This is a genomic window from Bradyrhizobium sp. AUGA SZCCT0283, from assembly GCF_018130385.1.
Lineage (GTDB): Bacteria > Pseudomonadota > Alphaproteobacteria > Rhizobiales > Xanthobacteraceae > Bradyrhizobium.
Genome location: NZ_JAFCLU010000010.1, coordinates 122,437 through 148,355, shown reverse-complemented (window position 1 = coordinate 148,355; position 25,919 = coordinate 122,437). Strand labels below are relative to the sequence as shown.

Genomic DNA, 25,919 nt, shown 5'->3' with positions numbered 1-25,919 from the left:
GGCTGCAAAACTGCACGTCGCTGCGCGCAGCGTGTTTTGTCATGCGCGAACCCGCGAGTCCGATTGACATCATTTTTGTTTGATGTCTAAAATTATATTCGGTCGTCCGGAGTTCCCCGCAAGGCCGAGGAGGCGAGCATGGCAGAACGCTCTTTCGCACGCGAGGTGGAGGACCTGAAGCTGGGCGCCGGCCAGGAATTTCGCGGCGAAGGCATCCTCGCCATTACAAAAGCACTGCTCGAATGCGGCGTCAGTTATGTCGCCGGCTACCAGGGTGCGCCGATCTCGCATCTGATGGACGTGCTCTCGGACGCGCAGGATATCCTTTCCGACCTCGGCGTGCATTTCGAATCGAGCGCCAGCGAGGCAACGGCGGCGGCGACGCTCTCGGCTTCCGTGATGTACCCGATCCGCGGCGCGGTCACCTTCAAGGCGCCGGTCGGCGTCAACGTCGCGTCCGACGCGCTCGCCAACCTGTCCTCGGGCGGCGTGACCGGCGGCGCGCTCATCATCATCGGCGAGGATTACGGCGAAGGCTCCTCCATCATGCAGGAGCGTTCGCATGCGTTTGCGATGAAGTCGCAGCTCTGGCTGGTCGATCCGCGGCCCAACGTGGCGTCCATCGTCAAGGCCGTGCACGATTCCTTTGAGCTATCCGAAGCGTCGAATACGCCCGTGATGCTGGAGGTGCGGATCCGCGCCTGCCATGTCCATGGCCGCTTCGCCACCCGCGACAATGTCCGCCCCAGCTTTCCACTTGCCCGCGCGCTCGATGCGCCGTCGCGCGACACCAACCGCATCGTCCTGCCGCCGGCCTCGTTCCTGCACGAGAAGGAGAAGATTGAGCACCGCTGGCCCGCGGCGGTCGAATTCATCCACGCCCGCGGCATGAACGAGACGTTTGACGGCGATATCGACGATATCGGCATCATCATGCAGGGCGGCATGTATAACGGCGTCATCACGGCGCTGCGCGAGGCTGGCCTTGCCGATATCTGGGGCGAGACGCGGGTGCCGCTCTATGTGATGAACGTGACCTATCCGATCGTCGACCGCGAGGTGATCGACTTCTGCCGGGCTAAGAAGGCGGTGCTGATGGTCGAGGAGGGCCAGCCCGAATTCATCGAGCAGTCGCTGCACAAGATCCTGCGCAACGCGGACATTCCGGCCAAGCTGCACGGCAAGGACCTATTCCCGATGGCCGGCGAATACACCGCCCAGGTCATGGGCGCGGCGATCGGCGCCTTCATCCGCCGCTGGCGCCCCGACGCGCTGCCGGATGCCGCACGCGCGCCGAACATCGACCGGGTCGAGGTCGACGACAAGATCCGCGCGCTGGCCGACGTGGTGCCGCCGCGGCCGCCGGGTTTTTGCACCGGCTGTCCGGAGCGGCCGATCTTTTCCGCGATGAAGCTGGTGGAAAAGGAACTCGGCCCACATCATATCGCCGCCGATATCGGCTGCCATTTGTTCTCGATCCTGCCGCCGTTCAATATCGGCGCCACCACCATGGGCTACGGGCTCGGCCCGGCGTCGGCCTCGGCCTTCAACGTTCCGGCGAGCAAGCGCTCGATCTCGATCATGGGCGACGGCGGCTTCTGGCATAACGGGCTGACCAGCGGCGTCGGCAACGCCGTCTTCAACCAGCACGACAGCGTGATCGTCGTGGTCGACAATTATTATGCCGCCGCGACCGGCGGCCAGGACATCCCTTCCTCGCGCGCCGACAACCGTTCGCGTTCGACCAAGCATCCGATCGTCGAGGCGGTGAAGGGCGTCGGCGCCAAATGGGTGCGCCAGATCGACCGCACCTACGACGTCTCGCACATGCGCGACACGCTGCGCGAGGCGCTGACGACGGAGGAAAAGGGTCCGAAGATCATCGTCGCCTCGTCGGAATGCATGCTGAACAAGCAGCGGCGCGTGAAGCCGCTGGTGGCGGCCGCCGCCAAGCGCGGCGAGCGGGTCGTGCGCGAGCGCTTCGGTGTCGATGAAGACGTCTGTTCGGGCGATCACGCCTGTATCCGCCTGTCCGGCTGTCCGTCGCTGTCGGTGAAACCGACCAGCGATCCCCTAAAGGACAATCCGGTCGCAGCGGTCGACAATACCTGCGTCGGCTGCGGCCATTGCGGCGAGGTCGCGGACGCGGCCGTCTTGTGTCCCTCCTTCTATCGCGCCGACATCGTTTCCAATCCGAACGCGTTCGAAGCGCGGCTCGACCGCGTCTGGCGGCGGATGATCGGCGCCTTGCAGCGCTGGCGGGCGGGACGGCGGGTCATGTTCCAACAGGAGGCGGCATGAACGTCTCGGTCGCCCCCTCCTCCATCGCGCTCAGTCAGGCGCGGCCCATTACCGTTGCGGTGCTTGCGATGGGCGGCCAGGGCGGCGGCGTATTGGTCGACTGGATCGTGGCGCTGGCAGAGCGGCGCGGCTGGTTTGCACAATCAACGTCAGTGCCCGGCGTCGCGCAGCGCACGGGTGCGACGATCTACTACATCGAGATGATCGCGCCCGATGCCAGCAAGCCGGAGCGTTACCCTGTGCTGTCGCTGATGCCGGCGCCCGGCAAGGTCGACATCGTGATCGGCGCCGAACTAATGGAAGCCGGCCGCGCCATTTTGCGCGGGCTGGTCTCGCCCGATCGTACGTTGTTGATCGGCTCCTCGCACCGCTCCCTGGCCGTCATCGAGAAGACCGCGCCCGGTGACGGCACCGCCGATGCGTCGCAGGTCTACGAGGCCGCGAACGTCGCGGCCAACCGCTTCATCGCGTTCGACATGGCCGAGATCGCGGATGCCACCGGCAGCGTGGTCTCTTCGGTGCTGTTCGGTGCGCTCGCGGGCTCCGGCGCCCTGCCCTTCACGACCGAGGATTTTGAAGCCACGATCCGCTCAGCCGGCGTCGGTGTCGATGCCAGCCTGCGCGCCTTCACCGCCGGCCGCGAGCGGGCCGCCGCCACGCTCGCGCAGGATCCCAAGATCAAGCCGGCGGCAAAATCGCCGCTCGCCAAACGCTTTCCGCGTCTCGAACCGATCGGCCATGCCGATTACGACGCGCTTGTCGCGCGGGCGCGGCAATTGCCGGCAGAACTGCATGGAATCGTCGCCGCCGGCCTGCAGCGCGTGGTCGATTATCAGGACACAGCCTATGGCCGCGAATATCTCGACCGGCTGGAAGCGATGCCGCGCGACGCGACCGGGCTGATGCAGGCCTTTGCCAAATATCTCGCCGTCGCGATGGCCTATGACGACGTGATCCGCGTGGCGGATCTCAAGACGCGTGCGGGGCGATTCGACCGGGTGCGCCGCGAGGCGCGGGCCGGCGACGACCAGATCCTCGGGATCACCGAATTCTTCCATCCAAGGATCGAGGAAATGGCGGGGCTCTTGCCGCCGCGGCTCGGCGAAAAGATCGAGCGCAGCGAACGGCTCGCCCGGCTCATCGATCGTGGACGCAGACTGCGGACGACCGCACCGTCGGCGTTCCTGATGCTGTACTGCGTGGCGGGCTTGCGCCGATTCCGCCGCCGCACGCTGCGGCATTCGCGAGAGATGCGCCATCTCGACCAATGGGCGCAACGCGTCTTGAAATTCGCAGCAAGCGATGTCGCGCTCGCGACCGCCGTGTGCGAGACGCGCCGTCTCGTCGGCGGCTATTCGGACACGCATTCCCGCGGCGAGACGAAATTCGACAAGGTCATGCTTGCGTCGGAGCGCCTGGCCGGCCGGCCCGATGCCGCCGAATGGGTGCAGCGGCTGACCAAGGTCGCGCTGAAGGACGCCGATGGCGCCGAGCTCGACGGCGCGTTGCGTACCGTCGAAACATTGTTCGAGGGCGCCTGAGGATGGATCAATTCGAGGTCGTGGTATCGAAGGCCGAGGCGCTCACGCCGCGCATTCGCGAATTCGTGCTGGCGCGCGCCAACGGCGCCCCGATGCCGGGCTGGGCCGCCGGCGCCCATATCGACGTGCATCTGCCCGATGTCGGCCGGCGCTCCTATTCGCTGATCGAGACGATCTCGCCGCGTGCGGCCGCCGAACATCCGACCGCCTATCGCATCGCCGTGCTGCAGGAAAGCAAGAGCCACGGCGGCTCGACCTACATGCATGGTCTCAAGACCGGCGATCGCCTGACGATCTCGCCGCCGGCGAACAATTTTCCCCTCGGATCTGGCACAGGCGAAGTCGCGCTGGTCGCGGGCGGCATCGGCGTGACGCCGCTGCTTACGATGGCCTGCGAATTGAGCGCGGCAATGCGGCCATTCTCGCTTTATTACGCCGGCCGCAGCCGCAGCGAGCTGGCTTTTCTCGGCGACATCGAGCGGCTGGCCGGCGCAAGCGCGACCATCCACGCCGACGACGAGGCCGGCCGCTTCTTCGATCTCGAGGGCCTGATGACGCGGCTCGCGCCCGACGTGCCGCTCTATCTTTGCGGGCCGTTGCCGATGATCGAAGCGGCCATCGCACTGGCCAAGCGGATGAACTGGCCGCAGGGACGGCTGCATTTCGAGATCTTCACCGCGCCCGAAGAGAAGTCCGGCGACGCCGGCTTCGAGGTCGAACTCAAAAGCAACGGCCGCGTCTACGAAATTCCGGCCGGCAAGACCATCCTCGACGTGCTGCTCGATGCCGGTGAAGACCCGATACATGACTGCAAGCGCGGCGATTGCGGGATCTGCCAGACCACCGTCATCGAGGGCATCCCCGATCATCGCGACTACATCTTGAGCGAAAGCGAAAAGGCGTCGAACAAGGTGATGCAGATCTGCATTTCGCGCGCGAAAACCAAGCGCCTCGTGCTCGACCTGTGAAGGAGGAACGCATGACCCGATATGCCGGCAACGCCGAGGCGCTTCGCGCGCTGGTCCGCGAGCAGGAAGTTCATCGCGACGTCTATGTCAGCGAAGAGGTGTTCCAACTCGAGATGGAGCATATGTTCCCGAACAGTTGGGTCTATGTCGGCCACGATAGCCAGGTCCCCAACGCGGGCGATTATTTCGGCACCACGATCGGCACGCAGCCGGTGCTGCTGGTGCGCCATACCGACGGCAAGGTGCACGTGTTGCACAACCGCTGCCCGCACAAGGGCACGCGGATTACGTCCGAGACCTGCGGCAACACCGGAAAATTCTTCCGCTGCCCCTACCACGCCTGGAGCTTCAAGACCGACGGCTCGCTACTCGCGATCCCGCTGAAGAAGGGCTACGAGAACACCGGCTTCGAGCAGAGCCACGCCGCGCCCGGAATGGCGCCGGTGCGCCACGTCCGCAACTATCGCGGTTTCGTCTTCGCCAAGATCAATGACGGCGGCCTCGACTTCGAGGAATTCTTCGGCGAAAGCCTGTCGAGCTTCGACAACATGATCGACCGTTCGCCGGTCGGCCAGCTCAAGGTCGCCGGCGGCGTGCTACGCTACATGCACAATTGCAATTGGAAGATGCTGGTCGAGAACCAGACCGACACCTGCCATCCGATGGTGGCGCACGAATCCTCCGCGGGGACCGCGGTCGAGGTCTGGAAGAAGGCGCCGCCCGGGACCAAGAAGCCGATGGCGGTCGAGATCATCGCCCCCTTCATGAGCCCGTACGAGTTCTTCGAGAACATGGGGATCCGGATCTGGGACAACGGCCACGGCCACACCGGCGTGCACCATTCGATCCATTCGGACTATTCGGCGGTGCCCGGCTATTTCGAGAAGATGAAAGCCGCCTATGGCGAGGAACGCGCCAAGGCAATCCTGGACGAGAACCGGCACAACACCGTCTATTTCCCGAACATCATGATCAAGGGGCCGATCCAGCTGTTGCGGCACTTCAAGCCGATCGCGGCCAACAAGACGCTGGTCGAATCCTGGACGTTCCAGCTCGTCGATGCGCCCGACATGCTGCTGGAGCGTACGCTGATGTACAACCGGCTGATCAATGCGCCGACCTCGATCGTCGGCCATGACGACCTCGAAATGTACGAGCGCGCGCAGGAAGGCCTGCATTCGAACGGCAACGAGTGGGTGAACCTCCAGCGTCTGTACAGCCCCGACGAGGCCGGGCAGACCAATGTGGCGGTCAACGGAACCAGCGAGTGGCCGATGCGCCACCAGTTCCGGGCGTGGACCAAGTTCATGACGATGGGGATGTGACATGAGCATGGTCGCCGAGGCTCCTCTGAAGAATGCGGTCCCTACCGATCAGGAATTGATCGACTTCGTCGTTCGCGAGGCGCGGCTGATCGACGAGCAGCGTTTCGACGAATGGCTCGATATGTACGCCGACGACGCCTTCTACTGGATGCCGCTGGAATGGAATCAAACCGATCCGCGGCTGACCTGCTCGCTGATGTACGAGGACAAGCTGCTGCTCTCGATCCGGGTCGAGCGCCTCAAGGGCGCGCGTACCTTCAGCCAGAAGCCGAAGAGCCGCTGCCATCACGTGTTGCAGACACCACAGGTGGATTCGCGCGACGCCGCCGCCAACCGCTACGTCACCTGGACTCCGATACATTATGTCGAGACTCGCCTGGACGAACAGGCGCTCTATGCGGCCTGGATCACGCATCATTTATGCGTCGAAGACGGCAAGCTGAAGATCAAGCTGAAGCGCGTCGACCTGATCAATTGCGATGCTGCCTTCGGCAACATCCAGCTCTTTATGTGACGGAGAACGAGCGTGGTCCAGCACACGGCGATCGTGAGCGGCGGCAATACCGGCATTGGCGCGGCGATCGCCCGCGGCCTTCTGGCTGAGGGCTATGACGTGATTTCGCTGTCGCGGCGCAAGCCCGACTGGAGCCACCCAAAGCTCTCCTCGCGCGAGGTCGACCTGCTCGATGCGACCGCGACCCGGCAGGCGGCGGCCGAGATCGCCGCGAAAGTTGCGATCACCCACGTCGTGCACAATGCCGGCGCGATCCGCGCCAAGCCGCTGGAAGAGGTCGTTGACGAGGATGTCGGCGCATTGGCCCAGCTTCATTTCGGCGCCGCGATTGCGCTGGCGCAGGCGGCACTGCCGGGCATGAAGCAGGCCGGCTTCGGCCGCATCGTGCTGCTGTCGTCCCGTGCCGCGCTGGGAGCCGCCACCCGCACGGTCTATTCGGCCACCAAGGCCGGCATCATCGGCATGGCGCGGACCTGGGCGCTGGAGCTTGCCCCTTTCGGAATTACCGTCAATGTCGTAGCCCCCGGCCCGATCGGCGATACCGAAATGTTCGAGAGCGTGATGTCGCCGGAATCCGAACGTGCAAAAAAGCTGGCGCAGTCGATTCCGCTCGGCCGCCTCGGCAAATCCGCCGACGTCGCGCGCGCGGTTAGTTTCTTCAGTTCACCGGATGCCGACTTCATCACCGGGCAGACGCTGTATGTCTGCGGCGGAGCCAGCATCGGATCGATTTCCATATAGCCGGTGAGATCAAAGCCATGGACGCCACAGTCAAACGAAAGGCCCGATCCCCAAAAGGCGCGCGCGGGCAAGCGTTGCGGCCGGCCGAGCCGGCGCACGAATCCGACGGCGCGCATCTGGAATTGCGCATCTGGCTTCGGCTGCTCTCCTGCGCCACCCGGATCGAGAAGGCCCTGAACGCCCGGCTGCGCAAGGAGTTCAACACCACGCTGGCCCGCTTCGACCTGCTGGCGCAGCTCGCGCGCAGGCCGGCAGGCGCGACCATGTCCGAAGTTTCCGAACTTCTGATGGTCTCAAACGGCGCGATCACCGCGCTCGTGCAGAAGCTGGAAGCCGATGGCTTCATCCATCGCGAGGTCGATTCCGAAGACCGCCGCACCTTCCGCTTGAGCCTGTCGCAGGAAGGCGCCAAGGAATTCGGCCGGATGGCGCGCCGGCATGAGGAATGGGTGATCGCCCTGATCGGCGAACTGTCACATGTCGCACAGTCGGATCTGCTGCAACATCTGACCCTGCTCAAGCGCCGCCTCGACAAGCACTCCTGATTCCGAAATGTGATCGCTTCACGCAGACGCCAGCCTGTGCCTGAAGAACGCCAAAATCTCGTCGCGTGCGGCGATCGTCGGCTGACCGGCCTCGTCGATCAGGTGCGCGGTGACGACGCTGTGCGGGGTCGTGACGTGGCGCTCGAAGAACGGCGCAAGATCGGTGTTTGCCGCGCTGTCGGGAAGCACCCGCCCGATGAAGCGGTCGCCGAGCGCGCCCCTATAGGCCGCGAAGCGTTGCGCCATGCAGAACTTGTCGCCGGCGAAGCGATAGGCCAGCACCGTCAGATCTTCCCGCTCGAGCCGCTCGCGGACGGCTTTGACTTCGTCGGGTGCGATTTCAATGCCTGCCGGATTGTTCAGCGGCAGCGACGGCTGCGAGAGCACCGGCGCCAGCATCGATCGCTCGAGCATCATGGTCAGCGCGAAGTTTCCTGTAAAACACATCCCGATGGCGCCGACGCCGGGGCCGCCGCACTCGCCATGCGCAAATCGCGCCAGCGACCGGAGCCATTTTGTGACGGGGCTGGATTCGTTTGAAGCCAAAGCGCGAAACTCGGCGCTCACGCAAGCGCGCTGAAAGATCGCCGCGCCCTCCTCCGCGCCGGGCACAGCGCCGTCGCGGCCGAACAGCGATGGCATGTAGACGGTGAAGCCGGCATCGCGGACCCAGCGGGCAAATCGCGCGACATGTGGGCTGATGCCCGGCATCTCCGTCATCACAATGACGGCGGGCCCTGTGCCGGCCACGTAGACGACCTTGCTGACGCCATCGAGCGTGATGTCGCGGCACTTGAAATCCTCGAGCGGATCATCCTGTTTCATGGACCGTTTCGGCATCGGCGCAATCCCTCCAGCCGGCATCTCTATCGATATCGTTGCGATTTCTATGCTTCGGAGCTAGTGTCAAAATTGACATTTATCGGGGATTTTTTGACATGACCAAAGTCGCCGTTCTCGAGATCGAGAGATGCATGGCCTCGAGCGCGGCCATCACCCACGATGTATTGGCGACCGCCAACCGGATCGGCGCTGCGAAGGGCCTTCCGCCATTCAAGGTTATGACGGTGCGTTGCGGATCCCGCCGCAGTAGCGTCGATCTGCGCGGAATCGAGCTCGTCATCGTCCCCGGTCTTGGAACGCCGTCGGCAGGAGAACTGGAGACGAAGTTGAAGAGCCCGATGTGCCGGCGCGCGGTCGACATGCTGACGCGAGCGCACGCGACCGGAGCCATGCTGGCCGCGTCCTGCGCGAGCACTTTCCTGCTGGCGGAAACTGGCTTACTCGACGGCCGCCGGGCGACCACGACATGGTGGTTCGCGCCGCTGTTTCGGCAGCGCTATCCCGCAGTCGAACTGCTGACCGAGCAGATGGTCGTCGCCGATTGGCCGATCGCGACCGGCGGCGCGGCCATGGCGCAGATGGACCTGATGCTTGCGGTTGTCGGCCGGTTCGCCGGGCCAAGCCTGGCGAAGGCCTGCGCCAACTATCTCCTGCTCGATGAGCGGCGCTCCCAGGCGCCATTCATGGCGATTACCTATCTGGCGAGCCAGGACCCCAGGATAGCCAAGGCCGAGAAATGGGTGCGCGACAACATCGCGCGCGACTTTGCGATCGAGGAGCTGGCGGAAGCCGTCGCGCTGGCGCCACGGACATTTGCCCGGCGCATTGCGGCGACCTGCGGCATTTCACCAATTCAGTTCGTGCAACGGATCAGGCTGGAGACCGCACGATTGCTGCTTGAGACCACGCGACTGTCGGTCGACGAGATCGCGCGGCAGGTCGGCTATGCCGAGCCTTCCACGCTTCGCCGGCTGATCCGCCGCGATACGAAACATCCGCCCGGACATTTCCGTCCTGTCGCTTGAGCGTCTCCCAGTCTTAGTGGCCCAGTATGGCCTTCACCTCGAGATATTCTTCAAATCCAAAAATCCCGAACTCGCGCCCATTGCCGGACTGCTTGTAGCCACCAAAGGGCAGGCTGCGGTCGAAAGGCGCACCGTTGAGATAGACGCGCCCGGCGCGAATGCGGTTGGCAACGGCGCGGGCGCGATCGGGGTCGCTGGACTGCACAAAACCCGCCAATCCGAACGGCGTGTCGTTGGCGATCCCGATCGCCTCGTCCTCGGTATCATAGCTTATGATGGACAGCACGGGACCGAAGATTTCCTCACGCGCAATCTTCATGTGCGGCGTCACATCGCCGAACACGGTCGGGCGAACATAGTATCCACGGTTGAGTTCGGATGGCCGCCCCGTTCCGCCGGCCACCAGCGTCGCCCCTTCGTCAATGCCGGACTGGATGAGTTCCTGCACCTTCTCAAACTGCACCTGGCTCACCAGCGGTCCCATGGTGGACGCCGGATCGAGCGGGTCGCCCAGGCGAATGGTGTCGACGGCCTCGCGCGCGGCTGCGAATGCCGCGTCCCGCTGCGCGCGAGGGATCAGCATGCGCGTGGGAGACTGGCAGTTCTGGCCGCTGTTCGTGTAACAGGCGTGAACGCCCTCGGTCACGGCGGTTTTGAGGTCGGCATCGGCAAGGATGATGTTGGCGGACTTGCCGCCCAGTTCCTGCGCGACGCGCTTGACCGTATCCGCCGCAAGCTTGGCCACCCTTACGCCGGCCGCCGTCGATCCGGTGAACGACACCATGTCGATCTCTGGGTGAGCGGCGATCGCCTCGCCCACCGTGGGCCCGTCGCCATTGACGAGATTGAAGACGCCTGCCGGGAGGCCCGCGTCGTCGACGATCTCCGCAAACAACATCGCGCTGAGCGGCGCGATCTCGCTGGGTTTCAGGACGACGGTGCAGCCGGTGGCAAGCGCCGGTGCGACCTTGGAGGCAACCTGGTTCAGCGGCCAGTTCCATGGCGTGATCAACCCGCAGACACCGATCGGTTCGCGGCGGACGATCCCGTTTCCCATCCGCTCCTCGAACGTGTAGTTCGCAAGCACGCGCGCGGCTTCTTCGAAATGAAACAGCGCGACCGTTGCCTGACGCTGGGTCGCAAACGTGATCGGCGCACCCATCTCCAGGGTCATTATCCGCGCCAGTTCCGGCAGGCGCGCCCGGAAACCCTCGATGATCTTCTGAAGCCACGCCAGACGCTGCTCGACGCTGGTTACGGAATATGCCGCGAAAGCGCGGCGCGCTGCCTTGGCGGCCCGGTCCACATCGGACCGCGAGCCCAGGCTGATCTGAGCGAACGTCTCTTCCGTCGCGGGGTTGATTATTCCAAGCGTTGATGGCGTGGTTGGATCCACCCAGGCGCCGTCGATGTAGAATTTCAATTTTTCCATTGTTTCCCGTCCCCGACGTTTCGCCGCGCCACCGTTTGCGGTGTGTTTCTAGAGGTGCCTGCCCTCGTCCACCGGCAGCACGATTCCCGTCGAACTGGTCAGGTTGACAATGCAGGCAAGCACCGCCCTTGCGACATCATCGGGCATGGTGACATGGGCCAGCGGGAGCTTTTCCGCGATCTTCTGCAACTGTTCACGGGTCCGGCCGGCGACGAAATCCGTATCCACACCGGCCGGCGAGACGGAGAACACACGGATTTTCGGCGCAAGCACTTTCGCCAGCGCGATTGTGAGCGCGTCGACGCCCGCCTTTGCTGCCAGATAGGCCAGGCTGCTGCCCAGGCCCGTGCGCGCCGCAATCGACGAAATGTTCACGATGGCCGCGCCACTGCCGCGCTCCAGCAGAGGCCGGAAGGCGCGAACCATGGCGAATGGCCCGCGCAGATTGAGCGAAACGGTCCGGTCGAAGATATCGTCGGTCAAGCCCTGGAGAACATTGGCGGGCACAGGGGTGGTGGCGCCTCCGCAATTGACCAGCACATCGAGCCGCCCGTACTGCTGGTCCACGGCCACCGCGGCTTCGGAGATGGAGGCCGGATCGTCGATCGCGATGCGCATGGCGAGATGGCGGCTGCCTTGCAAGCCCCCGACCACCTCTTCGGCCTGCGCGCGGCGGCTGTTGTAACCGACCACGACGGCAGACCCCATGGCGGCAAGGCGCGCGGCAGTTGCCCTGCCGATACCGCTGTTGCCACCCGTCACGAGCGCGATCTTCGGGACCGAAAGCGCGGGAATTTCAATACCAGGCATTCTCGCAGCTACCTCACATCGTGATCTTTGCGGCTTCGATCACGGGGCGCCATTTGGCGCGTTCGCCGTCGATGAACGCCTTGAGGTCATCAGGTGAACCGCCGACGCCCTGCAGCGAATTTTGCTCGAGGATGGTCCTGCCCTTGTCGCTTTTCAGGAAGACATTCACCGCATGGTTCACCTTGCTCACGATGTCAGGCGGCGTACCGGTAGGAGCTACGATCGCGTACCACGCGGTCGCCTCGAATCCCCTAAAGCCGGCTTCCTGCACCGTCGGCACATCAGGCAGTTGCGCGACACGCCGGCTCGTCGTCACCGCCAGCGCGCGGATCTTGCGCTCGGCCACCAGCGGCAGATAGGTCGGCATGAAATCCATGGCGACGTTGACTTGTCCCCCCAGCAGGTCCGTGATCAGCGGCGCCGAGCCGCGATAAGGCACATGCGTCATCTCCACGCCGGCAAACTGCTGGATCAGCGCTGAAGTAATATGTCCGAGCGTTCCGTTGCCGGGATGGCCGACATTGACCTTGCCCGGGTTCTGTTTGGCATAGGCGATCAGCTCGGGAAGCGTCTTCGCCGGAAAGTCTGGTGTCGCCGCAATGATCAGGGGCGACTTGGCAACGAGCACGACCGGCATGAAATCCCGCTCGGAGTCGTAAGCCAGGCCCTTGTACATGAACTTGTTGAGCGCGATCGGCGCCGGCGTCCCGAACAGCCACGTATGGCCGTCAGCAGCCGCCCTGGCGACAGCCGTCCCGCCGAGATTGCCGCCCGCTCCCGCACGGTTTTCGACGATGAACTGCTTGCCAAAATCTTCGCCCAGTGCGTGCGCAACGGCGCGCGCAAGGGTATCGACGGCGGCGCCGGCCGGGAACGGCACGACCAGGGTGACCGGGCGGTTCGGCCACTCCTGCGCAACGGCGTGGTGACACGGCGCAATAGCAAGTGCGAGGCCCAGGAGGCCGAAAGAGAGCAGGCGCATGTTTCCTCCGAATGGTGTAAGTCCGCGTTGGCACCAGCGCTTATTCTGCAGCAAACTTGTCCAGGCCCTTGCGTTGCAGCCATTTTGACAATTCGTCCGCAACGGCTTCGTTGTTGAGATCGGCAAAGGCGATGTGCGTGTTGCCGCGCAGACCCGCATCTGACAGCAGCAACACCTCGCAATCTCCACCGTGACGATTGACGATATCGCAGAAGGTCCGCGCCACCTTGACCGAGGCCGCCCAGATCGGACGCGTGTCGGTGTAGTCGCCGAACACCATCTGGATCGGAAACTTCGTCAGCTTCTTGAATTCGGCCAGCGGCACGGAATTGGGACCGTACGGTGCATCCGGCTTGGGCTCGGGCCCCTCGCCTTCCGGGAAGACGAAGCCCGGGGTTTCGTAGGCCACGATGCCCTTCATGTTGTCGCTCTTTGCCTTCAGTGCCGACAACAGCGCGCGCCAGCCGCCTGCGGAATTGGTGACGGCAATAACAGGGCCGATCTTGTCGATGGCCTGGCCGCCGGCCTCCGCCTGCAGCAATGCATTCTCAAGCGTGTCGAACTCGTCGTAACGGGCACGCGTCGCCTGGTTCCAGGCTTCCTTGTCGGCAGTCGGAAACTGCAGGCCCGGATGCCAGTTGAGATAGGTCAGGCCGAAACGCCAGGCGGCAAAGTTACGTTGATCGAAATGATCAGGCGTGTAGGTAATCGGCTCGCAGCTCCAGTTCGCACGACCGACGCGCGGGCCGTCCCACAGGTAAACCGGATATCCCCTGCGCAGGAAAATGCTCTTGTAACCTTCGCCGCCGTCCCAGCGGTTTTCCCACACCTTCGTGCTGGAACTGTGCCACATGATCAGGCCGACGCTGCGCCTTTTCGCGGGGATGAAATATTCGACGTAACCATGGTCGCAGGAGAGCGTCTGGCTGGGATCGCCGGGCTTGGCGATGACCTTGCCGCCCACTTCATACGCGCCCGTCGATTCCAGGATGATCGGTGGTTTCGACGGTTTGCGCCCCTCTTCCGCGAGGGCCGCATGGCTTAGTCCGGCAAGCAACAATACCGCTGCAAACGGCTGCAACTGCTTCCAGCCCTTCAAATGGCTTCTCCGGCGATTCATGATCGGCCTCCTCCCAATAGTGCGCGCCGCTTTTCGCGGTCTTTGTACGCGTTTGTTATGCAGCGTCCTGCGCAGCCGACTGGCTCACAGGAAGGTTCAGGAATCGTGCCGCGTTGTCGCTGATGAGCTTCCTGATCGCAGGCCGTGTCATTTGCAGATCGAGCAGAATCTGCGTGATGCTGCGAAAACCATCGACCGGACGCTGCGAGCCCTGCAGGCCGAGGTCGGACGACAGGATCGTGTTGTCGACGCCGGCCACCTCGATCAGGTGCGCGAGATCATCCGGGCTGTACTTCAGGGATTTGCCTTCGATGAACATGCAGATCGAATGTTCCATCTTGACGCCGCGCGCGACGAGCTGGCGAATATCCATGTCGCTGCAGCCGACGATGTAGGTCGGATGATTGACCATCATCTTCTTGACGCCGCGCCGCGCCGCCTCGTCAAACAGTATGTGCAGTTCGCTCGCCGGCAGATGCCCGCCGGCCAGGATGATATCTGCCTCCGCAATGAGGTCGATGACCTTCTTCGTGTCGTCCGTGAGCTTGCCGTTGGCGTCGAGCGCCGAAAGCGGAATCGGATCGAGCATCTTCTGCGAGGTTTTTGGAAAGGTCGAGTTTCCCTTCGCCATCGCTTCGATATGGTTGGCTGCCGACAGCGTCGGCATCCAGACGATCCTGGCGCCGAGCTTGATGGCGTGGTCGACGGCGTGGGGGTTGATGCCACCCGACGCATTGTTCAGCACGATACCCGAGAACAGTTTTACGTTGGTTTCGGGGAACAGCTTCTGCAAAAGGATCGCATGCGCCATGCCGGCATAGAAGTGATCCTTGTAGAGCACGGCGCGGAATTTCGCTTCCGCCGCATCGAGCAGCTCCTCGTGATGATCGAGGATGCGCGGCATGGCCGCCGGACCGCTATGGCAGTGCAGATCGATCGCGCCGACCAGAAGCTCGGCGACCTCGGCTGCTCGCGACAACGGCGGCAGCGGCACGGTGTCCGGATAGGACATTTGTCTGTCGGCCATGGTCAGAACCCTTTCGGTTACGCGTCAGGCGGCGGACTTACCGGCGGGGGTTTGCGCGGGCATCGGATATTCGTCTTCGTTCAGCACCCAGCCCGGCTTGGCCGAGAAATCCATGCGCGGCGGGCAGAAGATGTCGACGAGAATATTGAGCTTGGGATCCATGGCCTGCGAGGTGTGAATGGAGGGCGGCGGGATTACGGCAATCGAGGGCGATCCGCAGCTTTCGTGATCGTCGTCGCGCCACTGCGCCATGTCGGTCGTCCATGGCCAGCGCAGGTGATGAATGAAGGTGCCGGCCAGCGCCAGCGAGCATTGCTCGAAATCGTCATGGTGATGCGGCGACATCTTGCTCGGGTCGCGCGGACCGTTTTTCGGCTCGAGGAAATTTACCATGAAGGTCGAGCAGCGGAAGATCCGGCCGAACCGGCCGGGCGTTGCCGCGACGTCGAGACTGTAGGTGCGTATCTTCGCCCCACCGCTTGCCTCCGGCCACGGCTCGAACGGCGGCAAGTTGGGATGCGGCGTCGCGTAAGATGCGGCGTTGGAACAGCGCTTCGCGAGATCTTCCGACCGCGTCGTCATCATGCGCACGACCTTGGCCGCGCCGAGCAGCGTAACGGAGCTTACGCCGGCCGGCACGAAACTGATGGAGTGACCGCCAACGACCACGCGCTCGTTGCCCCACACGATCTCGGCGCCCGCCCCCGGATCGGGAAGCAGCACGACATATTCGTCGGGTTGGTTGGCCCGGCTCAGCACCGCGCCCTTGTCGGCGTCGCTATAGGCGATGATGAAGTTCTGGCCGCGGGCATACCAGGTGCGCGCACCGTTCTGATCATCAGTCGGCGGCATTTCGTAGAATTTCGCATATTCGGCGCCTGCGAAATGGGTGGCGGCGGGTTTTGCGCCGACCGGAGTGGCGGCGAGCGCGGCGCGGGGATCAGTGCTGTGATACATGTGAGCCATCCGTGGTCTGCACGAGCGTTTTGAAATCGGTGAGGGTTTGGGCCGCGGCCCGGCGCATCTGGCCCTGGTCCGACGAGATGATGAAGGCGCTGCCGCCGAGGCCGGCGAAATCCTTGGCTTCCGCGGCGCTCGCGACCATCACGCAGACCGGCTTGGCGGCTTTCTTCGCCGCCGCAATGATCCTGGTAACCGCATCCTTTACGGACGCATCCGCCGACGATTTGGCGCCGAGCGCGACGGTGAGATCGCCACGGCCGATGAAGAGTCCATGGATTCCGTCGACGGCGGCGATGGCGTCGATCTGATCCAGCGCTTCAGGATCTTCGATCATCGCGATTGCGCAGACCGACGCATCCTGTTCATCGACCAGGGTCCACATCGGCGTGCCGCCATAAGCGCCGGCACGGGCCGAGCCGGAATAGCCGCGCCTTCCACCGCGATAGCGCGCAGCCGCCGCAACTGCGCGCGCCTTCTCGACGGTGGCGACATGGGGCACCAGCACGCCGGCGGCGCCGCAGTCCAGGCAGGACAGGATTTTTGCCGGATCGTCCGACGACACCCGCACGATGCCGGCCAGGTTGCTGGCGCGCGCGGCGAGCAGCATGACGTCGGTCACCGCTCGATCGATCGGCGCGTGCTCCTCGTCGATCACGACGAAATCATAGCCGAGCGCGCCGAATATCTCGGTCGCGTGCGTCGTCGGCGTCTTGATGAACGAGCCGACGACGGTTTGCCGCGCCGAGAAGCGGCGGTGGAACGACGAAAAATGAGGCCTGACGACGTCTCCGGACACGGCTGTTCCTCCCCGCCATCTGTTCGGTACCGTCCTCAGAAGACGGACTCCGGCGTGGCTTGGCGAAAACCATTGCAGGGCGGGCGGCGGTGGGCCATAGCTATTCCGCCGCGTTCCACCAGGTGGAATTCAGATATGCCGCTCAAATCCGACACCGTCGAAGCCGCCTCCCGCACCCTGCTGCTGCTGGAGGAGCTCAACCGCCATCGCGTCACCTCGATCGACCGCCTGCACAAGGCGACGGGGCTGCCGAAATCGACGGTGGTGCGGCTGATGAAATCGTTATGCGCGATGGGCTATGCCGCCAACGACCGGCGGCAGGGCGGCTACGCGGTCGCCTCGCGGGTCAAATCGCTGAGCAACGGCTTTCACGGCGATCCGCTGGTGGTGGAGGCCGCGCGCCCGTGGGCGCTCGCCTTCACGCGACAATATCACTGGCCGATCGCCATCGCCGTCCTCGACAGGAGTTCTGTCGTCATCCGCTTCAGCACCATTCCCGACAGCCCGGTCTCGCCATTTCACGGCACCCTCAACACGCATCTCAGCCTGCTCGGGCGGGCGCTGGGGCGCGCCTACCTGGCCTTCTGCCCCATCAGCGAGCGGTCAATGCTGCTCGACATGCTGACCCGGTCGCAGGAGGCGGAAGACAAACTCGCCACCGAGCGCAAGCGCGCGCTGGCTTTGCTGGCGACGATCCGCAAGCAAGGTTTTGCCGAACGCGACCCGATGGTCGAGCCGCGCTCGTCCGGCACGATCGCACTTCCGATCATCGTCAACCGGCGCGTGCTAGCCACCGTCGGCATGACCTATTTCACGTCGGCGCTCGACCGCGCAGACGTCGTCCAGCGTTACGTGCCTCTTGTGAAAGCCCTGGCCGACAATATCGCCGCAAGCGTCTCGTCACTGCAGCAATAGAAGCTGCGCTTGGCGGTATCCGCCGCGAGCTTGGCCTTGACGGCCCGATACAATTCCGAAACCCTGCCTCCTTCTTCTGGGGACTGATTTCGGTGATCCGCTTTCGCCCACGGCCAGGATCGATAGACTCTTTCCGGAAGCGGACGCTTATCGGAAGTGGCACCGCTATTGCTTGCAAGCAATAAGCGTGTGAGGGGAAGGATGCAGTATGATCCGCGTGTTTCTTGATCGAATCTACCTCTTCTCCGGCTATCTCGCCGGACTCTTCCTGATTGCGATTTTTGTCCTCATGATGCTGCTGTCGGCCGGCCGGCCGCTCGGCATCAATATTCCGGCGGGCGATGATTTCATCTCCTGGTGCATGGCGGCAACCGCCTTCCTCGGGCTCGCGCACACGTTCAAACATGGCGAGATGATCCGCGTCGGCCTCCTGATCGACCGTCTCAACGACAACATCCGCCACTATGTCGAGATCGCAGCCCTCCTCGTCGGCGTTGGCTTCATCGGCTTTTTCGCGTGGCACGCTTCGGTCATGACCTGGCAATCGCTTAAGTTTTCCGACATTTCGCAAGGCGTGATCGCGGTGCCGCTGTGGATTCCGCAACTCGGCTACAGTGGCGGCCTCGTGATTCTGTTTATCGCTTTTGTGGATGAGCTGGTCCATGTCCTGCGCGGCTTCGCGCCGCGCTACGAACTACCGAAGCCGCAGAGCGCCGAGGAGATCGTCGAGCGCGCCATGCAGAGCGGGGTTTGACATGGAGCTCCTCTCCATCGCCGCTATCCTGCTGGGATTTCTTGCGCTGCTGCTCGGTGCCGGCGTCTGGATCGCCGTCGCCTTGATGGCGACGGGATGGGCCGGCATGCAATTCGCCGGCGGCGGTATTCCGGCGGGCAGCGTGCTTGCGACAACGGTGTGGGGCAACAGCGCGTCGTGGTCGCTGGCGGCCTTGCCGCTCTTCATCTGGATGGGCGAAATTCTGTTCCGCACACGGCTATCGGAGGAAATGTTTCGTGGATTTGCGCCCTGGCTGAACTGGCTGCCGGGCCGGCTCATGCATGTCAACGTGCTCGCCTGCGGCGTGTTCGGCTCGGTATCGGGATCATCAGCCGCGACCTGCGCCACGGTTGCCAAGATCGCCCTGCCGGAATTGAAGAAGCGCGGCTATGATGAAGATCTGAGCCTCGGCTCGCTGGCCGGTGCGGGCACGCTCGGCATTCTTATCCCGCCATCGATCACCATGGTGGTCTACGCCGTGCAGGCAAACGTCTCCATCATTCAGGTTTTCCTCGCCGGATTTTTGCCGGGCCTGTTAGTGATGGTGCTCTATTCCGGCTACATTGCGATCTGGTCGCTCGCCAATCCGACGCGCACGCCGCCCGCCGAACCGCCGATAAGCCTTCGCAGGCGCATTTCAGAGTCGCTCAATCTCATTCCCTGTCTGCTGCTGATCGTTTTCGTCTTTCTGTCGTTGCTGATGGGCTGGGCGACGGCGACGGAATGCGCCGCCTGGGGCGTCTTGGGCTCGCTCGCGATCGCATGGTGGCAGGGTTCGCTGACATGGGAATCCTTCTGGGCGAGCGTCATGGGCGCGACGCGGGTCAATTGCATGATCCTGCTGATCCTGGCGGGCGCCTCCTATATGGGCACGTCGATGGCCTATACCGGCATCCCGCTGGCGCTCGCGAACTGGGTGAACAGCCTCCAGCTCAGTCCCTATGCGCTGATCGCGGCGCTGACCGTCATGTACATCGTGCTCGGCACGGCACTCGACGGTATTTCCATGATCGTGCTGACCACCGCCATCGTGATTCCGATGGTGAAGCAGGCCGGCTTCGATCTCGTCTGGTTCGGCATTTTCCTGGTGCTGGTGGTGGAGATGGCGGAAGTCTCTCCGCCCGTCGGCTTCAATCTGTTCGTCCTGCAGACCATGAGCGGCAAGGATTCCAACACGGTCGCCAAGGCGGCCCTGCCGTTCTTCTTTTTGCTCGTTCTGGCGGTTGCCATCATCACGGTCTTTCCTGCTATCGTGATGGTGCTGCCGCAGATGGCGTTCCCTGGCTAGAGAAAGGTATTGTCATGTTCAGGCTTATCAAGACGTGCGCTATGGCCGCCTGCGTCGCGGCTCTTGCCGTTCCCGCAATGGCGCAGACCAAATGGAATCTCCCGGCGGCCTATCCGGCGGACAATCCGCATTCGGTGAATCTGATCGCGTTCGCCAAGGACGTCGGCGATGCCACCGGCGGCAAGCTGCAGATCACCGTGCATGCCGCCGCCTCCCTGTTCAAGGCGCCGGAAATCAAGCGCGCGGTCGCCACCGGACAGGCGCAGGCGGGCGAGGTTCTGATCTCGCTGCATGAGAACGAAGATCCGATGTTCGGCATCGATGTTGTCCCGTTCGTGGCGACGAGTTATCCTGCAGCCAAGAAGCTGTGGCTCGCCTCGAAACCCGCGGTCGAAAAGAAACTCGCATCGCAAGGTCTGATGCTCCTGTTCGCGGTGCCGTGGGGTCCGCAGGGCATTTATTCCAAGAAGGACCTCAACACCATTGACGACATGAAGGGCCTGAAGTGGCGCGCCTATAATGTCGGCACCTCGCGCATCGCCGAACTTGTCGGCGCGCAGCCTGTCACCATCCAGGCGGCGGAACTGCCGCAGGCGCTGGCTACCGGCGTTGTGAATGCGTTCATGACCTCGGGCTCGACCGGCTACGACAGCAAGGCCTGGGAAAGCATGACGCATTTCTATGATACGCAGGCCTGGATTCCGAAAAACGTGACCTTCGTGAACAAGGCGGCCTTTGACGCGCTCGACAAGCCGACCCAGGACGCGATCCTCAAGGCGGCTGTGGTCGCCGAAAAACGCGGCTGGAAGCTCGCGGAAGAAAAGGCGAAGTGGTATCTCGAACAGCTTCAAGCCAACAAGATGAAGGTGCTGCCGCCGCCTGCGGCGCTGAAGACGGGCCTTGAGAAAGTCGGGGAGCAGTTGACGGCCGATTGGCTCAAGAAGGCCGGCCCCGACGGTGAAGCCGTGATCGCCGCCTACAAGAAGTAGGACGATCGTCGTCGCGTTTCAGTCGCGTCCGGCATTCGATTGCCGGACGCTACAGTTTCGCGAGCGATCGGCCCCGCTCACCTCACCCGGCTTCGACGCACGCTTCCATGATCCCGTTGATCTCGGCGGCCGAGAGGACCCCGATCTCGGCAATGAAGACGATCCGTGCCCGCGGCACCCCGGCCGCCGGCGCCCCGCCCGGCGCCAGCGTCGCGCGCCCGCCGGCGAGCTGAAACACCATCAACCGCCCGGGCTGCTCCACCGTCTCGAACAACCCCTTCGCCCGGGCGAGCTTCGGCGCCAGCCGGCCGATCGCTTGCTGCAACCTTGGGAGCGACACTGGCCGTTCCGATGTCCAGCTCAGCGTCTCGAACCGATCAACCGCCGGCCGTCGCGGCCCCGTCTCGCGCGGCGCCGGCACGCGGTCCACCTCCGCGGGAAACAGCAGTGCTGCGGGGACTTCGCCATGCAGGGCGTCGACCACCACCGCCGCCGGACGCAGCGCCCGGACGGCATCGCGCAGCCGTGCGCGACCCGCCGCGTCCACCAGGTCTACCTTGCTCAGCGCCACCACGTCGGCCGCCCGCAGCTGAGACCGCAGCAGCGCGTCGTTCAATGTCTCCGCCTTTGTCGTCGCGTCCACCACGCACAGCACCGTTTCCAGCGGCGCCTCCTGCCAGATCAGGGGATCCATCAGGTTGCGCACGATATCGGAAGGATCGGCGATCCCGCTGGTTTCGATCACGATGAACTCCGGCCGCGGATCACGCCGCAGCAGGGTGGCGAGCGTGCGCAAGAGATCGCCTTCCAGCGAACAACAGATGCAGCCATTGCTCAGGCTGACCACCCCGTCGCTGGCGCCCGCGATCAGCTCCGCATCGATGTTAACAGCGCCGAAATCATTCACCACGGCGGCGATCCGCCGCCCCTCCGCATGCGCCAGCAGGTGATTCACGACCGTGGTCTTGCCCGCCCCGAGGAAGCCGGTCACCAGCAGGATCGGAACCGGCACGATCAGCTCTCGGTAACGGGCCGGCGCACCGGCCGGCCGGGCCTCGCCGCCACATCCAGCACGCCGTCTGATATCAGCGGCTGGCCGCTGACCACCAGATGCCGTACGCCCTCTGACGGCCGGTTCATCGCCGAGAAAGTCGCCCGGTCGGTCAGCGTGTCGAAATCGAACACCACGATGTCGGCATCCGCGCCCGGCTGCAGCCGTCCCTTGGCGCGCATGGCGGGCGTGCTGCGGGAAAGAATCTCCGCCGGGATCAGGGCGCATTTGCGGACGCCTTCCAGCAGCGACAGCGTCTTGCGCTCACGCACCCACTCGCGGATGAAACGGGTGAAGCAACCTGCCGAACGCGGATGCGAGGTGGCGTCATCCGGCAGCGGCCAGGCGTCGCCGGTGTAAACGCTGCCGTCCGACAGCGTCCAGGGCATCGCGTCGGAGGCGATCGCGCCGCCGGGATACAGCACCGAGATGTCCAGGAGGTCACGATGGTGCGGATTGTTCTCGGTATCCAGGATATGCCACAGCACCAGCGTGGAGGGCTCCTCCGCCTGCGCCGCCAGCAGTTCCTTGCGGTCGCGGAAGCGCCGCCCGTCGGTCACCCGCTGCACCGAATCGTAGCCGAGGCCATTGCGCGCCTCGAATTCCGGATCGCTGAAGAAGGCCGCCGCCAGCACCGTCGAACCGGTGCCGTACGGATAGGCCTCCACCGTAATCGGCAGGCCCTGTGCCTGCGCCTTGGCGATCAGCACCGCGCAACGCTCCACGTCCGTCTTGCTGGAAGAGTTGAAGTGGCAGATGTGCATATGCGCGCCGGTGGCGCCGGCATAGCCGATCAGGCGGATATAGGCTTCCGCGGCGCTTTCCGGGTCGATGCGGGACATATAGGCGACGTGGGTGAAGGTCGCCACATCATGCGCCGCCGCCAGTTGACACACCGCGGTCAGCTCCTGGACGCCTGCGCCCGGGGCATAGGCGTTGAGGATGCCGATGCCGATGCCGCCCTCGTTCAGTCCAATCGCGAGGCGGTCGAGAATGCCGGCCACCTCGGTGTCGCTGGCCACGTTGTCGATCCAGCGGCGATCGCGCATGGCATTGCCGAACGCCTCCAGCGAGCTTTCCGTGTTGGATCCGGTCATCGCGCCGATGCGCGCAAAGGCCCAGTTGGCGGCGGCGCCGTAGTTCAGCACGCGTCCCTTGGCGGCCTGGCGCCGATACCAGGATGCGACCGGCAATACGCCGGCCTCGAGGTCGAGCGTCGTCGTCACCCCGTCGAACGCCTGCATGCGATCGGCCGGGATCGACTGGCCGTGGGCGTGCAGGTCGATGAAGCCGGGCGCCACCACGAGGCCAGTCGCGTCGATCACCCGTTCGGCGCCGCCGAGCCCGGTGCCGACAGCGGAGATCCGGCCATCCTCTACCGCCACATCGCCAATGGCGTCCATCCCGCTGGCCGGATCCACCACCCGGCCGCCACTGATCACCAAGCCACCCATATCGCCACTCCACGCAAGAACTTTAGGCAAGGCCGGCAGCAGCGCCGCAGGCACCTGGAGCGCCCACGCACGGGCGGTCTCGGCTCCAATAGAGACAGATTTTGGGACCGACGACCACCTCCGCCGATGCGGATTCATCAAAACAACCCCATGCAAAGTAGCATCGGCTATCGGCATGAATGCAGCGAAAAACAATTTGACTCGTCGCGCAAATCAGCGGCATTCCTCCATCATTCCGCAATCTTGTAAACGCCCTGCGATACCGGGCGCGTCGGTACGATTGCGGCTCAAACCCTCACCCACAATTGAAATTGCAGAGATCGCCGCGGCGAACGATCGCCGGCGCGTGGCCGAACCGCGCGCTTGGCCCGCGCGCGCGTGGCCTAAGGAATCCCGACATGAGCACCGCTCCGGACCTCACTGTGTCAGCGACGATCGCGGCAACTGACCAGACCAAAGCTGCCGCAGCCCCGCGAATAAAGCTTCTGTCGCACGGATTCTCCATCGACCATCCAGATCAAGAGCTCGGCGAACAGCTCATGGCTGATACATTGGGGGTCACCGATCGCGAAGCGATGCATGGCATTATCAGGCAATTGGTAAAGGCCAGCGTGAGCGGCGAGAGTCCCGACGAGGTCAACCTCGCTTTCATGATTTCGATGGTGAAGAGCATCAAGCCCCGGGATTCCATCGAGGCCATGCTGGTTGCGCAGATGGTTTCGGTTCATGTGATGGCGATGCGATGCGCCCATCACCTTGCGAATGCGGACGATCTCGCTCAGCATGACAGTGCCGCCCGCGCATTGGGCAGGCTCGCCCGCACGTTTCCCGCCCAGATCGAGGCGCTGAATCGCCATCGGAGCCATGGCGAGCCTGCCATCACCGTGCAGAACGTGTCGGTCGGGGACGGCGGCAAGGCCATTGTCGGCAACGTCACGCAGCATGCGCGCGTGATCGTTTCCGACAAGAACCCGGCATCCGCGGCGCGGAATGCCCCGAAAGGCTCGGGCTCCAGGCGAAGGCGCGATTCCGCTGATGCCAAGCGGGACGCACAGGCATGAGCGGCCACATCAGAAATACCGGGCCGATGCTGGCGAGCCTGCGTTGTGGCGCCAAAACCCGTTCCGGCGGCGCGTGCCGCTCGCCGGCGGTGCACGGCAAGAAGCGCTGCCGCATGCATGGCGGCGCCCAGGGATCCGGCGCGCCGAGGGCAAATCAGAACGCGCGCAAGCACGGCCAGTTCACCAGGGGAGCGCTTGCCGAGCGAAGGCAGATTCAGGCGTTGTTGGGGGAAGCGCGGAAGCTGCTGGAAAAGATGAGGTGATTGGGTTTCGCAGCTTCGCTCGCCGCCTACGCCGCAGTCAACTTGCGAGCCTTCTTCGCTCGCACTGGCAACCTGCTTTCGACTGAAAACCCCACATTCAGCACCCGCATGATGGTGGCAATCGTTTCGAAACGCGGCTTGGCACCCGGTGCCAGCGTCTTGTAGAGGCTTTCGCGGCCGAGACCGGACGCCTTCGCGACCTCCGCCATGCCGCGCGCCTTGGCCACGTCACCAAGCGCCTTGAGCAATACGCCGGGGTTTTCGTCGCGGGCTGCGAGCGAAAGATATTCCGCAATCGCTTCCTCACTATCGAGATAGTCAGCGACCTCGAATGGCGCGTAAGTGACCTTTGCCTTTGCCTTTGCCTTTGCCTTTGCCTTCGCGTTTGCCTTGGCTTTTTCCTTGATGCTTTCCTTGGCTTTGGCCTTCTTCATCGCCCGCTCTCCTTCAACCCCCTCGCCATGCGCTTTGCCCTGGCGATATCGCGGCGCTGGCTGGACTTGTCGCCACCGCAAAGCAGCACATAGACGGCGGCACCATGACGCACGAAATAGACACGGAATCCCGGACCATGGTGGATACGCATTTCCGAGACGCCTTCGCCTACCGGCTCGCAATCCCCGAAATTGCCCAGGGGCAGCTTGCGACAGCCAGTGCAGTATCCGCGCCTTGGCCTTCTGATCTTTCAAGCTATTCAGCCAATCGGAAAAGACGGATGACCGAATGAGCGTGCTCATGGCCAAATACAGGCGTGAGCGATCACGCTCGCACTACCGCCCAATGCTGGCTAGCCCACGTTGCGGGGATTACAGCGACAGTGCACTCAACTGCGGGCGAGAGTTTCGTGCACTGTCACCGTAATTCTTAGCGGCATTAACAGCCACGCGTCCCTCGGGTTGGGAGCGCAACCAAGTTAGCGCCTCCAGGTCATCGATGGGCATTCACTCCAATACCGGCCGGCAGTCCGGCTCTTCATGCAATGTCCAGCACAACGTGCAGCGGACTGCGCGCCGATGTGCGGGAGGTGTCGGTCGAACGCGCATCAGCATTCTCGGGATGTTCTCAGGGACCGCTTTCTCGCCCCCCATCGTCGGCGCGATGCGCAGGATTGTCGCCCATGTGGCGGCACCGGGCCGCCGCTATGACCCCACGATTTCGCCACACGCATCGTGTTGTTCGTCCGCACGACC

General features: G+C 63.8%; 26 protein-coding genes. 14 read left to right on the top strand and 12 right to left on the bottom strand.

Annotated elements, in window-relative coordinates; translation table 11 throughout:
* Nucleotides 1-138 precede the first annotated feature (138 nt).
* Genes JQ624_RS16285 through JQ624_RS16255 form a run of 7 tightly spaced genes read left to right on the top strand, consistent with a single transcriptional unit; the run spans nt 139 to nt 7,935 of the window.
* Complete coding sequence (locus tag JQ624_RS16285) at nt 139-2,301, top strand: indolepyruvate ferredoxin oxidoreductase subunit alpha (RefSeq protein ID WP_212419907.1); 2,163 nt, start codon at nt 139-141, stop codon at nt 2,299-2,301.
* Nucleotides 2,298-3,842 carry an indolepyruvate oxidoreductase subunit beta family protein gene (locus tag JQ624_RS16280; protein ID WP_212419906.1) on the top strand — a complete coding sequence of 515 codons (1,545 nt, stop codon included), beginning with the start codon at nt 2,298-2,300 and terminating at the stop codon, nt 3,840-3,842. The genes JQ624_RS16285 and JQ624_RS16280 overlap by 4 nt, the downstream gene beginning before the upstream one ends.
* Before the next feature lie 2 nt (nt 3,843-3,844).
* Nucleotides 3,845-4,810 carry a PDR/VanB family oxidoreductase gene (locus JQ624_RS16275; RefSeq protein WP_212419905.1) on the top strand — a complete coding sequence of 322 codons (966 nt, stop codon included), beginning with the start codon at nt 3,845-3,847 and terminating at the stop codon, nt 4,808-4,810.
* An 11-nt stretch (nt 4,811-4,821) separates the two neighbouring features.
* A complete protein-coding gene (locus JQ624_RS16270; RefSeq protein WP_212419904.1) occupies nt 4,822-6,135 on the top strand; it encodes an aromatic ring-hydroxylating dioxygenase subunit alpha in 1,314 nt (437 codons plus the stop codon).
* Between the two features lies 1 nt (nt 6,136).
* The gene (locus JQ624_RS16265; RefSeq protein ID WP_249129848.1) at nt 6,137-6,649 is read left to right on the top strand and encodes an aromatic-ring-hydroxylating dioxygenase subunit beta; all 513 of its coding nucleotides are present in this window, start codon (nt 6,137-6,139) and stop codon (nt 6,647-6,649) included.
* Between the two features lie 12 nt (nt 6,650-6,661).
* A complete protein-coding gene (locus tag JQ624_RS16260) occupies nt 6,662-7,390 on the top strand; it encodes an SDR family oxidoreductase (RefSeq protein WP_212419903.1) in 729 nt (242 codons plus the stop codon).
* A 17-nt stretch (nt 7,391-7,407) separates the two neighbouring features.
* Entirely contained in the window at nt 7,408-7,935 is a 528-nt protein-coding gene (locus JQ624_RS16255; RefSeq protein WP_212419902.1) for a MarR family winged helix-turn-helix transcriptional regulator, read from the top strand.
* 18 nt (nt 7,936-7,953) lie between these two features.
* Here JQ624_RS16255 and JQ624_RS16250 read toward each other — a convergent pair whose 3' ends face one another.
* Entirely contained in the window at nt 7,954-8,760 is an 807-nt protein-coding gene (locus tag JQ624_RS16250) for a dienelactone hydrolase family protein (protein WP_249129847.1), read from the bottom strand.
* 113 nt (nt 8,761-8,873) lie between these two features.
* Between JQ624_RS16250 and JQ624_RS16245 the strand changes: the two genes are divergently transcribed.
* Complete coding sequence (locus JQ624_RS16245) at nt 8,874-9,803, top strand: GlxA family transcriptional regulator (RefSeq protein ID WP_212419900.1); 930 nt, start codon at nt 8,874-8,876, stop codon at nt 9,801-9,803.
* Nucleotides 9,804-9,816: 13 nt separating this feature from the next.
* Here the strand turns inward: JQ624_RS16245 and JQ624_RS16240 are convergent, their stop codons facing one another.
* The 7 genes from JQ624_RS16240 to JQ624_RS16210 are packed head-to-tail and all read right to left on the bottom strand — an operon-like array spanning nt 9,817 to nt 16,933.
* Nucleotides 9,817-11,235, bottom strand: a complete 1,419-nt coding sequence (locus JQ624_RS16240; protein ID WP_212419899.1) for an aldehyde dehydrogenase family protein — start codon at nt 11,233-11,235, stop codon at nt 9,817-9,819.
* 48 nt (nt 11,236-11,283) lie between these two features.
* Nucleotides 11,284-12,045, bottom strand: a complete 762-nt coding sequence (locus JQ624_RS16235; RefSeq protein ID WP_212419898.1) for an SDR family NAD(P)-dependent oxidoreductase — start codon at nt 12,043-12,045, stop codon at nt 11,284-11,286.
* 13 nt (nt 12,046-12,058) lie between these two features.
* Nucleotides 12,059-13,027: a tripartite tricarboxylate transporter substrate binding protein gene (locus JQ624_RS16230; RefSeq protein WP_212419897.1), complete on the bottom strand. Its 969-nt coding sequence runs from the start codon at nt 13,025-13,027 to the stop codon at nt 12,059-12,061.
* Nucleotides 13,028-13,067: 40 nt separating this feature from the next.
* Nucleotides 13,068-14,147 (bottom strand): alpha/beta fold hydrolase, encoded by a 1,080-nt coding sequence (locus tag JQ624_RS16225; protein WP_212419896.1) that lies wholly within the window; start codon nt 14,145-14,147, stop codon nt 13,068-13,070.
* A gap of 55 nt (nt 14,148-14,202) precedes the next feature.
* Nucleotides 14,203-15,174 (bottom strand): DUF6282 family protein, encoded by a 972-nt coding sequence (locus JQ624_RS16220; protein WP_249129846.1) that lies wholly within the window; start codon nt 15,172-15,174, stop codon nt 14,203-14,205.
* A 24-nt stretch (nt 15,175-15,198) separates the two neighbouring features.
* Nucleotides 15,199-16,131: a hypothetical protein gene (locus tag JQ624_RS16215; RefSeq protein WP_212419895.1), complete on the bottom strand. Its 933-nt coding sequence runs from the start codon at nt 16,129-16,131 to the stop codon at nt 15,199-15,201.
* Nucleotides 16,115-16,933 carry an aldolase/citrate lyase family protein gene (locus JQ624_RS16210; protein ID WP_212419894.1) on the bottom strand — a complete coding sequence of 273 codons (819 nt, stop codon included), beginning with the start codon at nt 16,931-16,933 and terminating at the stop codon, nt 16,115-16,117. The genes JQ624_RS16215 and JQ624_RS16210 overlap by 17 nt, the downstream gene beginning before the upstream one ends.
* Nucleotides 16,934-17,068: 135 nt before the next feature.
* Here JQ624_RS16210 and JQ624_RS16205 point away from each other — a divergent pair, with 135 nt between their 5' ends.
* From JQ624_RS16205 to JQ624_RS16190, 4 genes are all read left to right on the top strand, one after another.
* The gene (locus JQ624_RS16205) at nt 17,069-17,848 is read left to right on the top strand and encodes a DNA-binding transcriptional regulator (protein ID WP_212419893.1); all 780 of its coding nucleotides are present in this window, start codon (nt 17,069-17,071) and stop codon (nt 17,846-17,848) included.
* A 208-nt stretch (nt 17,849-18,056) separates the two neighbouring features.
* On the top strand, nt 18,057-18,602 hold the full coding sequence (locus JQ624_RS16200; RefSeq protein WP_212419892.1) for a TRAP transporter small permease: 546 nt from the start codon (nt 18,057-18,059) through the stop codon (nt 18,600-18,602).
* Between the two features lies 1 nt (nt 18,603).
* Entirely contained in the window at nt 18,604-19,911 is a 1,308-nt protein-coding gene (locus JQ624_RS16195; RefSeq protein WP_212419891.1) for a TRAP transporter large permease, read from the top strand.
* A 14-nt stretch (nt 19,912-19,925) separates the two neighbouring features.
* Nucleotides 19,926-20,900 (top strand): TRAP transporter substrate-binding protein, encoded by a 975-nt coding sequence (locus JQ624_RS16190; RefSeq protein WP_249129845.1) that lies wholly within the window; start codon nt 19,926-19,928, stop codon nt 20,898-20,900.
* An 82-nt stretch (nt 20,901-20,982) separates the two neighbouring features.
* Here JQ624_RS16190 and JQ624_RS16185 read toward each other — a convergent pair whose 3' ends face one another.
* Together JQ624_RS16185 and JQ624_RS16180 are read right to left on the bottom strand one after the other, a co-directional pair.
* Nucleotides 20,983-21,912 (bottom strand): GTP-binding protein, encoded by a 930-nt coding sequence (locus JQ624_RS16185; RefSeq protein WP_212419890.1) that lies wholly within the window; start codon nt 21,910-21,912, stop codon nt 20,983-20,985.
* A gap of 2 nt (nt 21,913-21,914) precedes the next feature.
* Complete coding sequence (locus tag JQ624_RS16180; RefSeq protein ID WP_212419889.1) at nt 21,915-23,405, bottom strand: amidohydrolase family protein; 1,491 nt, start codon at nt 23,403-23,405, stop codon at nt 21,915-21,917.
* A 398-nt stretch (nt 23,406-23,803) separates the two neighbouring features.
* Between JQ624_RS16180 and JQ624_RS16175 the strand changes: the two genes are divergently transcribed.
* On the top strand, nt 23,804-24,466 hold the full coding sequence (locus tag JQ624_RS16175; protein WP_212419888.1) for a hypothetical protein: 663 nt from the start codon (nt 23,804-23,806) through the stop codon (nt 24,464-24,466).
* On the top strand, nt 24,463-24,729 hold the full coding sequence (locus JQ624_RS16170; protein ID WP_212419887.1) for an HGGxSTG domain-containing protein: 267 nt from the start codon (nt 24,463-24,465) through the stop codon (nt 24,727-24,729). Before JQ624_RS16175 ends, JQ624_RS16170 begins: the two co-directional genes overlap by 4 nt.
* Nucleotides 24,730-24,755: 26 nt before the next feature.
* On the opposite strand, the gene JQ624_RS16165 is transcribed toward JQ624_RS16170, so the two are convergent.
* Together JQ624_RS16165 and JQ624_RS38605 are read right to left on the bottom strand one after the other, a co-directional pair.
* A complete protein-coding gene (locus JQ624_RS16165) occupies nt 24,756-25,163 on the bottom strand; it encodes an addiction module antidote protein (RefSeq protein ID WP_212419886.1) in 408 nt (135 codons plus the stop codon).
* The gene (locus JQ624_RS38605) at nt 25,160-25,315 is read right to left on the bottom strand and encodes a type II toxin-antitoxin system RelE/ParE family toxin (protein ID WP_249129844.1); all 156 of its coding nucleotides are present in this window, start codon (nt 25,313-25,315) and stop codon (nt 25,160-25,162) included. The genes JQ624_RS16165 and JQ624_RS38605 overlap by 4 nt, the downstream gene beginning before the upstream one ends.
* Between the last annotated feature and the right edge of the window lie 604 nt (nt 25,316-25,919).

Coding starts and splice junctions, on each gene's coding strand:
- JQ624_RS16285 (WP_212419907.1), top strand. CDS start 139: ATGGCAGAACGCTCTTTCGCACGCGAGGTGGAGGACCTGAAGCTGGGC.
- JQ624_RS16280 (WP_212419906.1), top strand. CDS start 2,298: ATGAACGTCTCGGTCGCCCCCTCCTCCATCGCGCTCAGTCAGGCGCGG.
- JQ624_RS16275 (WP_212419905.1), top strand. CDS start 3,845: ATGGATCAATTCGAGGTCGTGGTATCGAAGGCCGAGGCGCTCACGCCG.
- JQ624_RS16270 (WP_212419904.1), top strand. CDS start 4,822: ATGACCCGATATGCCGGCAACGCCGAGGCGCTTCGCGCGCTGGTCCGC.
- JQ624_RS16265 (WP_249129848.1), top strand. CDS start 6,137: ATGAGCATGGTCGCCGAGGCTCCTCTGAAGAATGCGGTCCCTACCGAT.
- JQ624_RS16255 (WP_212419902.1), top strand. CDS start 7,408: ATGGACGCCACAGTCAAACGAAAGGCCCGATCCCCAAAAGGCGCGCGC.
- JQ624_RS16250 (WP_249129847.1), bottom strand. CDS start 8,760: ATGAAACAGGATGATCCGCTCGAGGATTTCAAGTGCCGCGACATCACG.
- JQ624_RS16245 (WP_212419900.1), top strand. CDS start 8,874: ATGACCAAAGTCGCCGTTCTCGAGATCGAGAGATGCATGGCCTCGAGC.
- JQ624_RS16240 (WP_212419899.1), bottom strand. CDS start 11,235: ATGGAAAAATTGAAATTCTACATCGACGGCGCCTGGGTGGATCCAACC.
- JQ624_RS16235 (WP_212419898.1), bottom strand. CDS start 12,045: ATGCCTGGTATTGAAATTCCCGCGCTTTCGGTCCCGAAGATCGCGCTC.
- JQ624_RS16230 (WP_212419897.1), bottom strand. CDS start 13,027: ATGCGCCTGCTCTCTTTCGGCCTCCTGGGCCTCGCACTTGCTATTGCG.
- JQ624_RS16225 (WP_212419896.1), bottom strand. CDS start 14,147: ATGAATCGCCGGAGAAGCCATTTGAAGGGCTGGAAGCAGTTGCAGCCG.
- JQ624_RS16220 (WP_249129846.1), bottom strand. CDS start 15,174: ATGGCCGACAGACAAATGTCCTATCCGGACACCGTGCCGCTGCCGCCG.
- JQ624_RS16215 (WP_212419895.1), bottom strand. CDS start 16,131: ATGTATCACAGCACTGATCCCCGCGCCGCGCTCGCCGCCACTCCGGTC.
- JQ624_RS16205 (WP_212419893.1), top strand. CDS start 17,069: ATGCCGCTCAAATCCGACACCGTCGAAGCCGCCTCCCGCACCCTGCTG.
- JQ624_RS16200 (WP_212419892.1), top strand. CDS start 18,057: ATGATCCGCGTGTTTCTTGATCGAATCTACCTCTTCTCCGGCTATCTC.
- JQ624_RS16195 (WP_212419891.1), top strand. CDS start 18,604: ATGGAGCTCCTCTCCATCGCCGCTATCCTGCTGGGATTTCTTGCGCTG.
- JQ624_RS16190 (WP_249129845.1), top strand. CDS start 19,926: ATGTTCAGGCTTATCAAGACGTGCGCTATGGCCGCCTGCGTCGCGGCT.
- JQ624_RS16180 (WP_212419889.1), bottom strand. CDS start 23,405: ATGGGTGGCTTGGTGATCAGTGGCGGCCGGGTGGTGGATCCGGCCAGC.
- JQ624_RS16175 (WP_212419888.1), top strand. CDS start 23,804: ATGAGCACCGCTCCGGACCTCACTGTGTCAGCGACGATCGCGGCAACT.
- JQ624_RS16170 (WP_212419887.1), top strand. CDS start 24,463: ATGAGCGGCCACATCAGAAATACCGGGCCGATGCTGGCGAGCCTGCGT.
- JQ624_RS16165 (WP_212419886.1), bottom strand. CDS start 25,163: ATGAAGAAGGCCAAAGCCAAGGAAAGCATCAAGGAAAAAGCCAAGGCA.
- JQ624_RS38605 (WP_249129844.1), bottom strand. CDS start 25,315: ATGCGTATCCACCATGGTCCGGGATTCCGTGTCTATTTCGTGCGTCAT.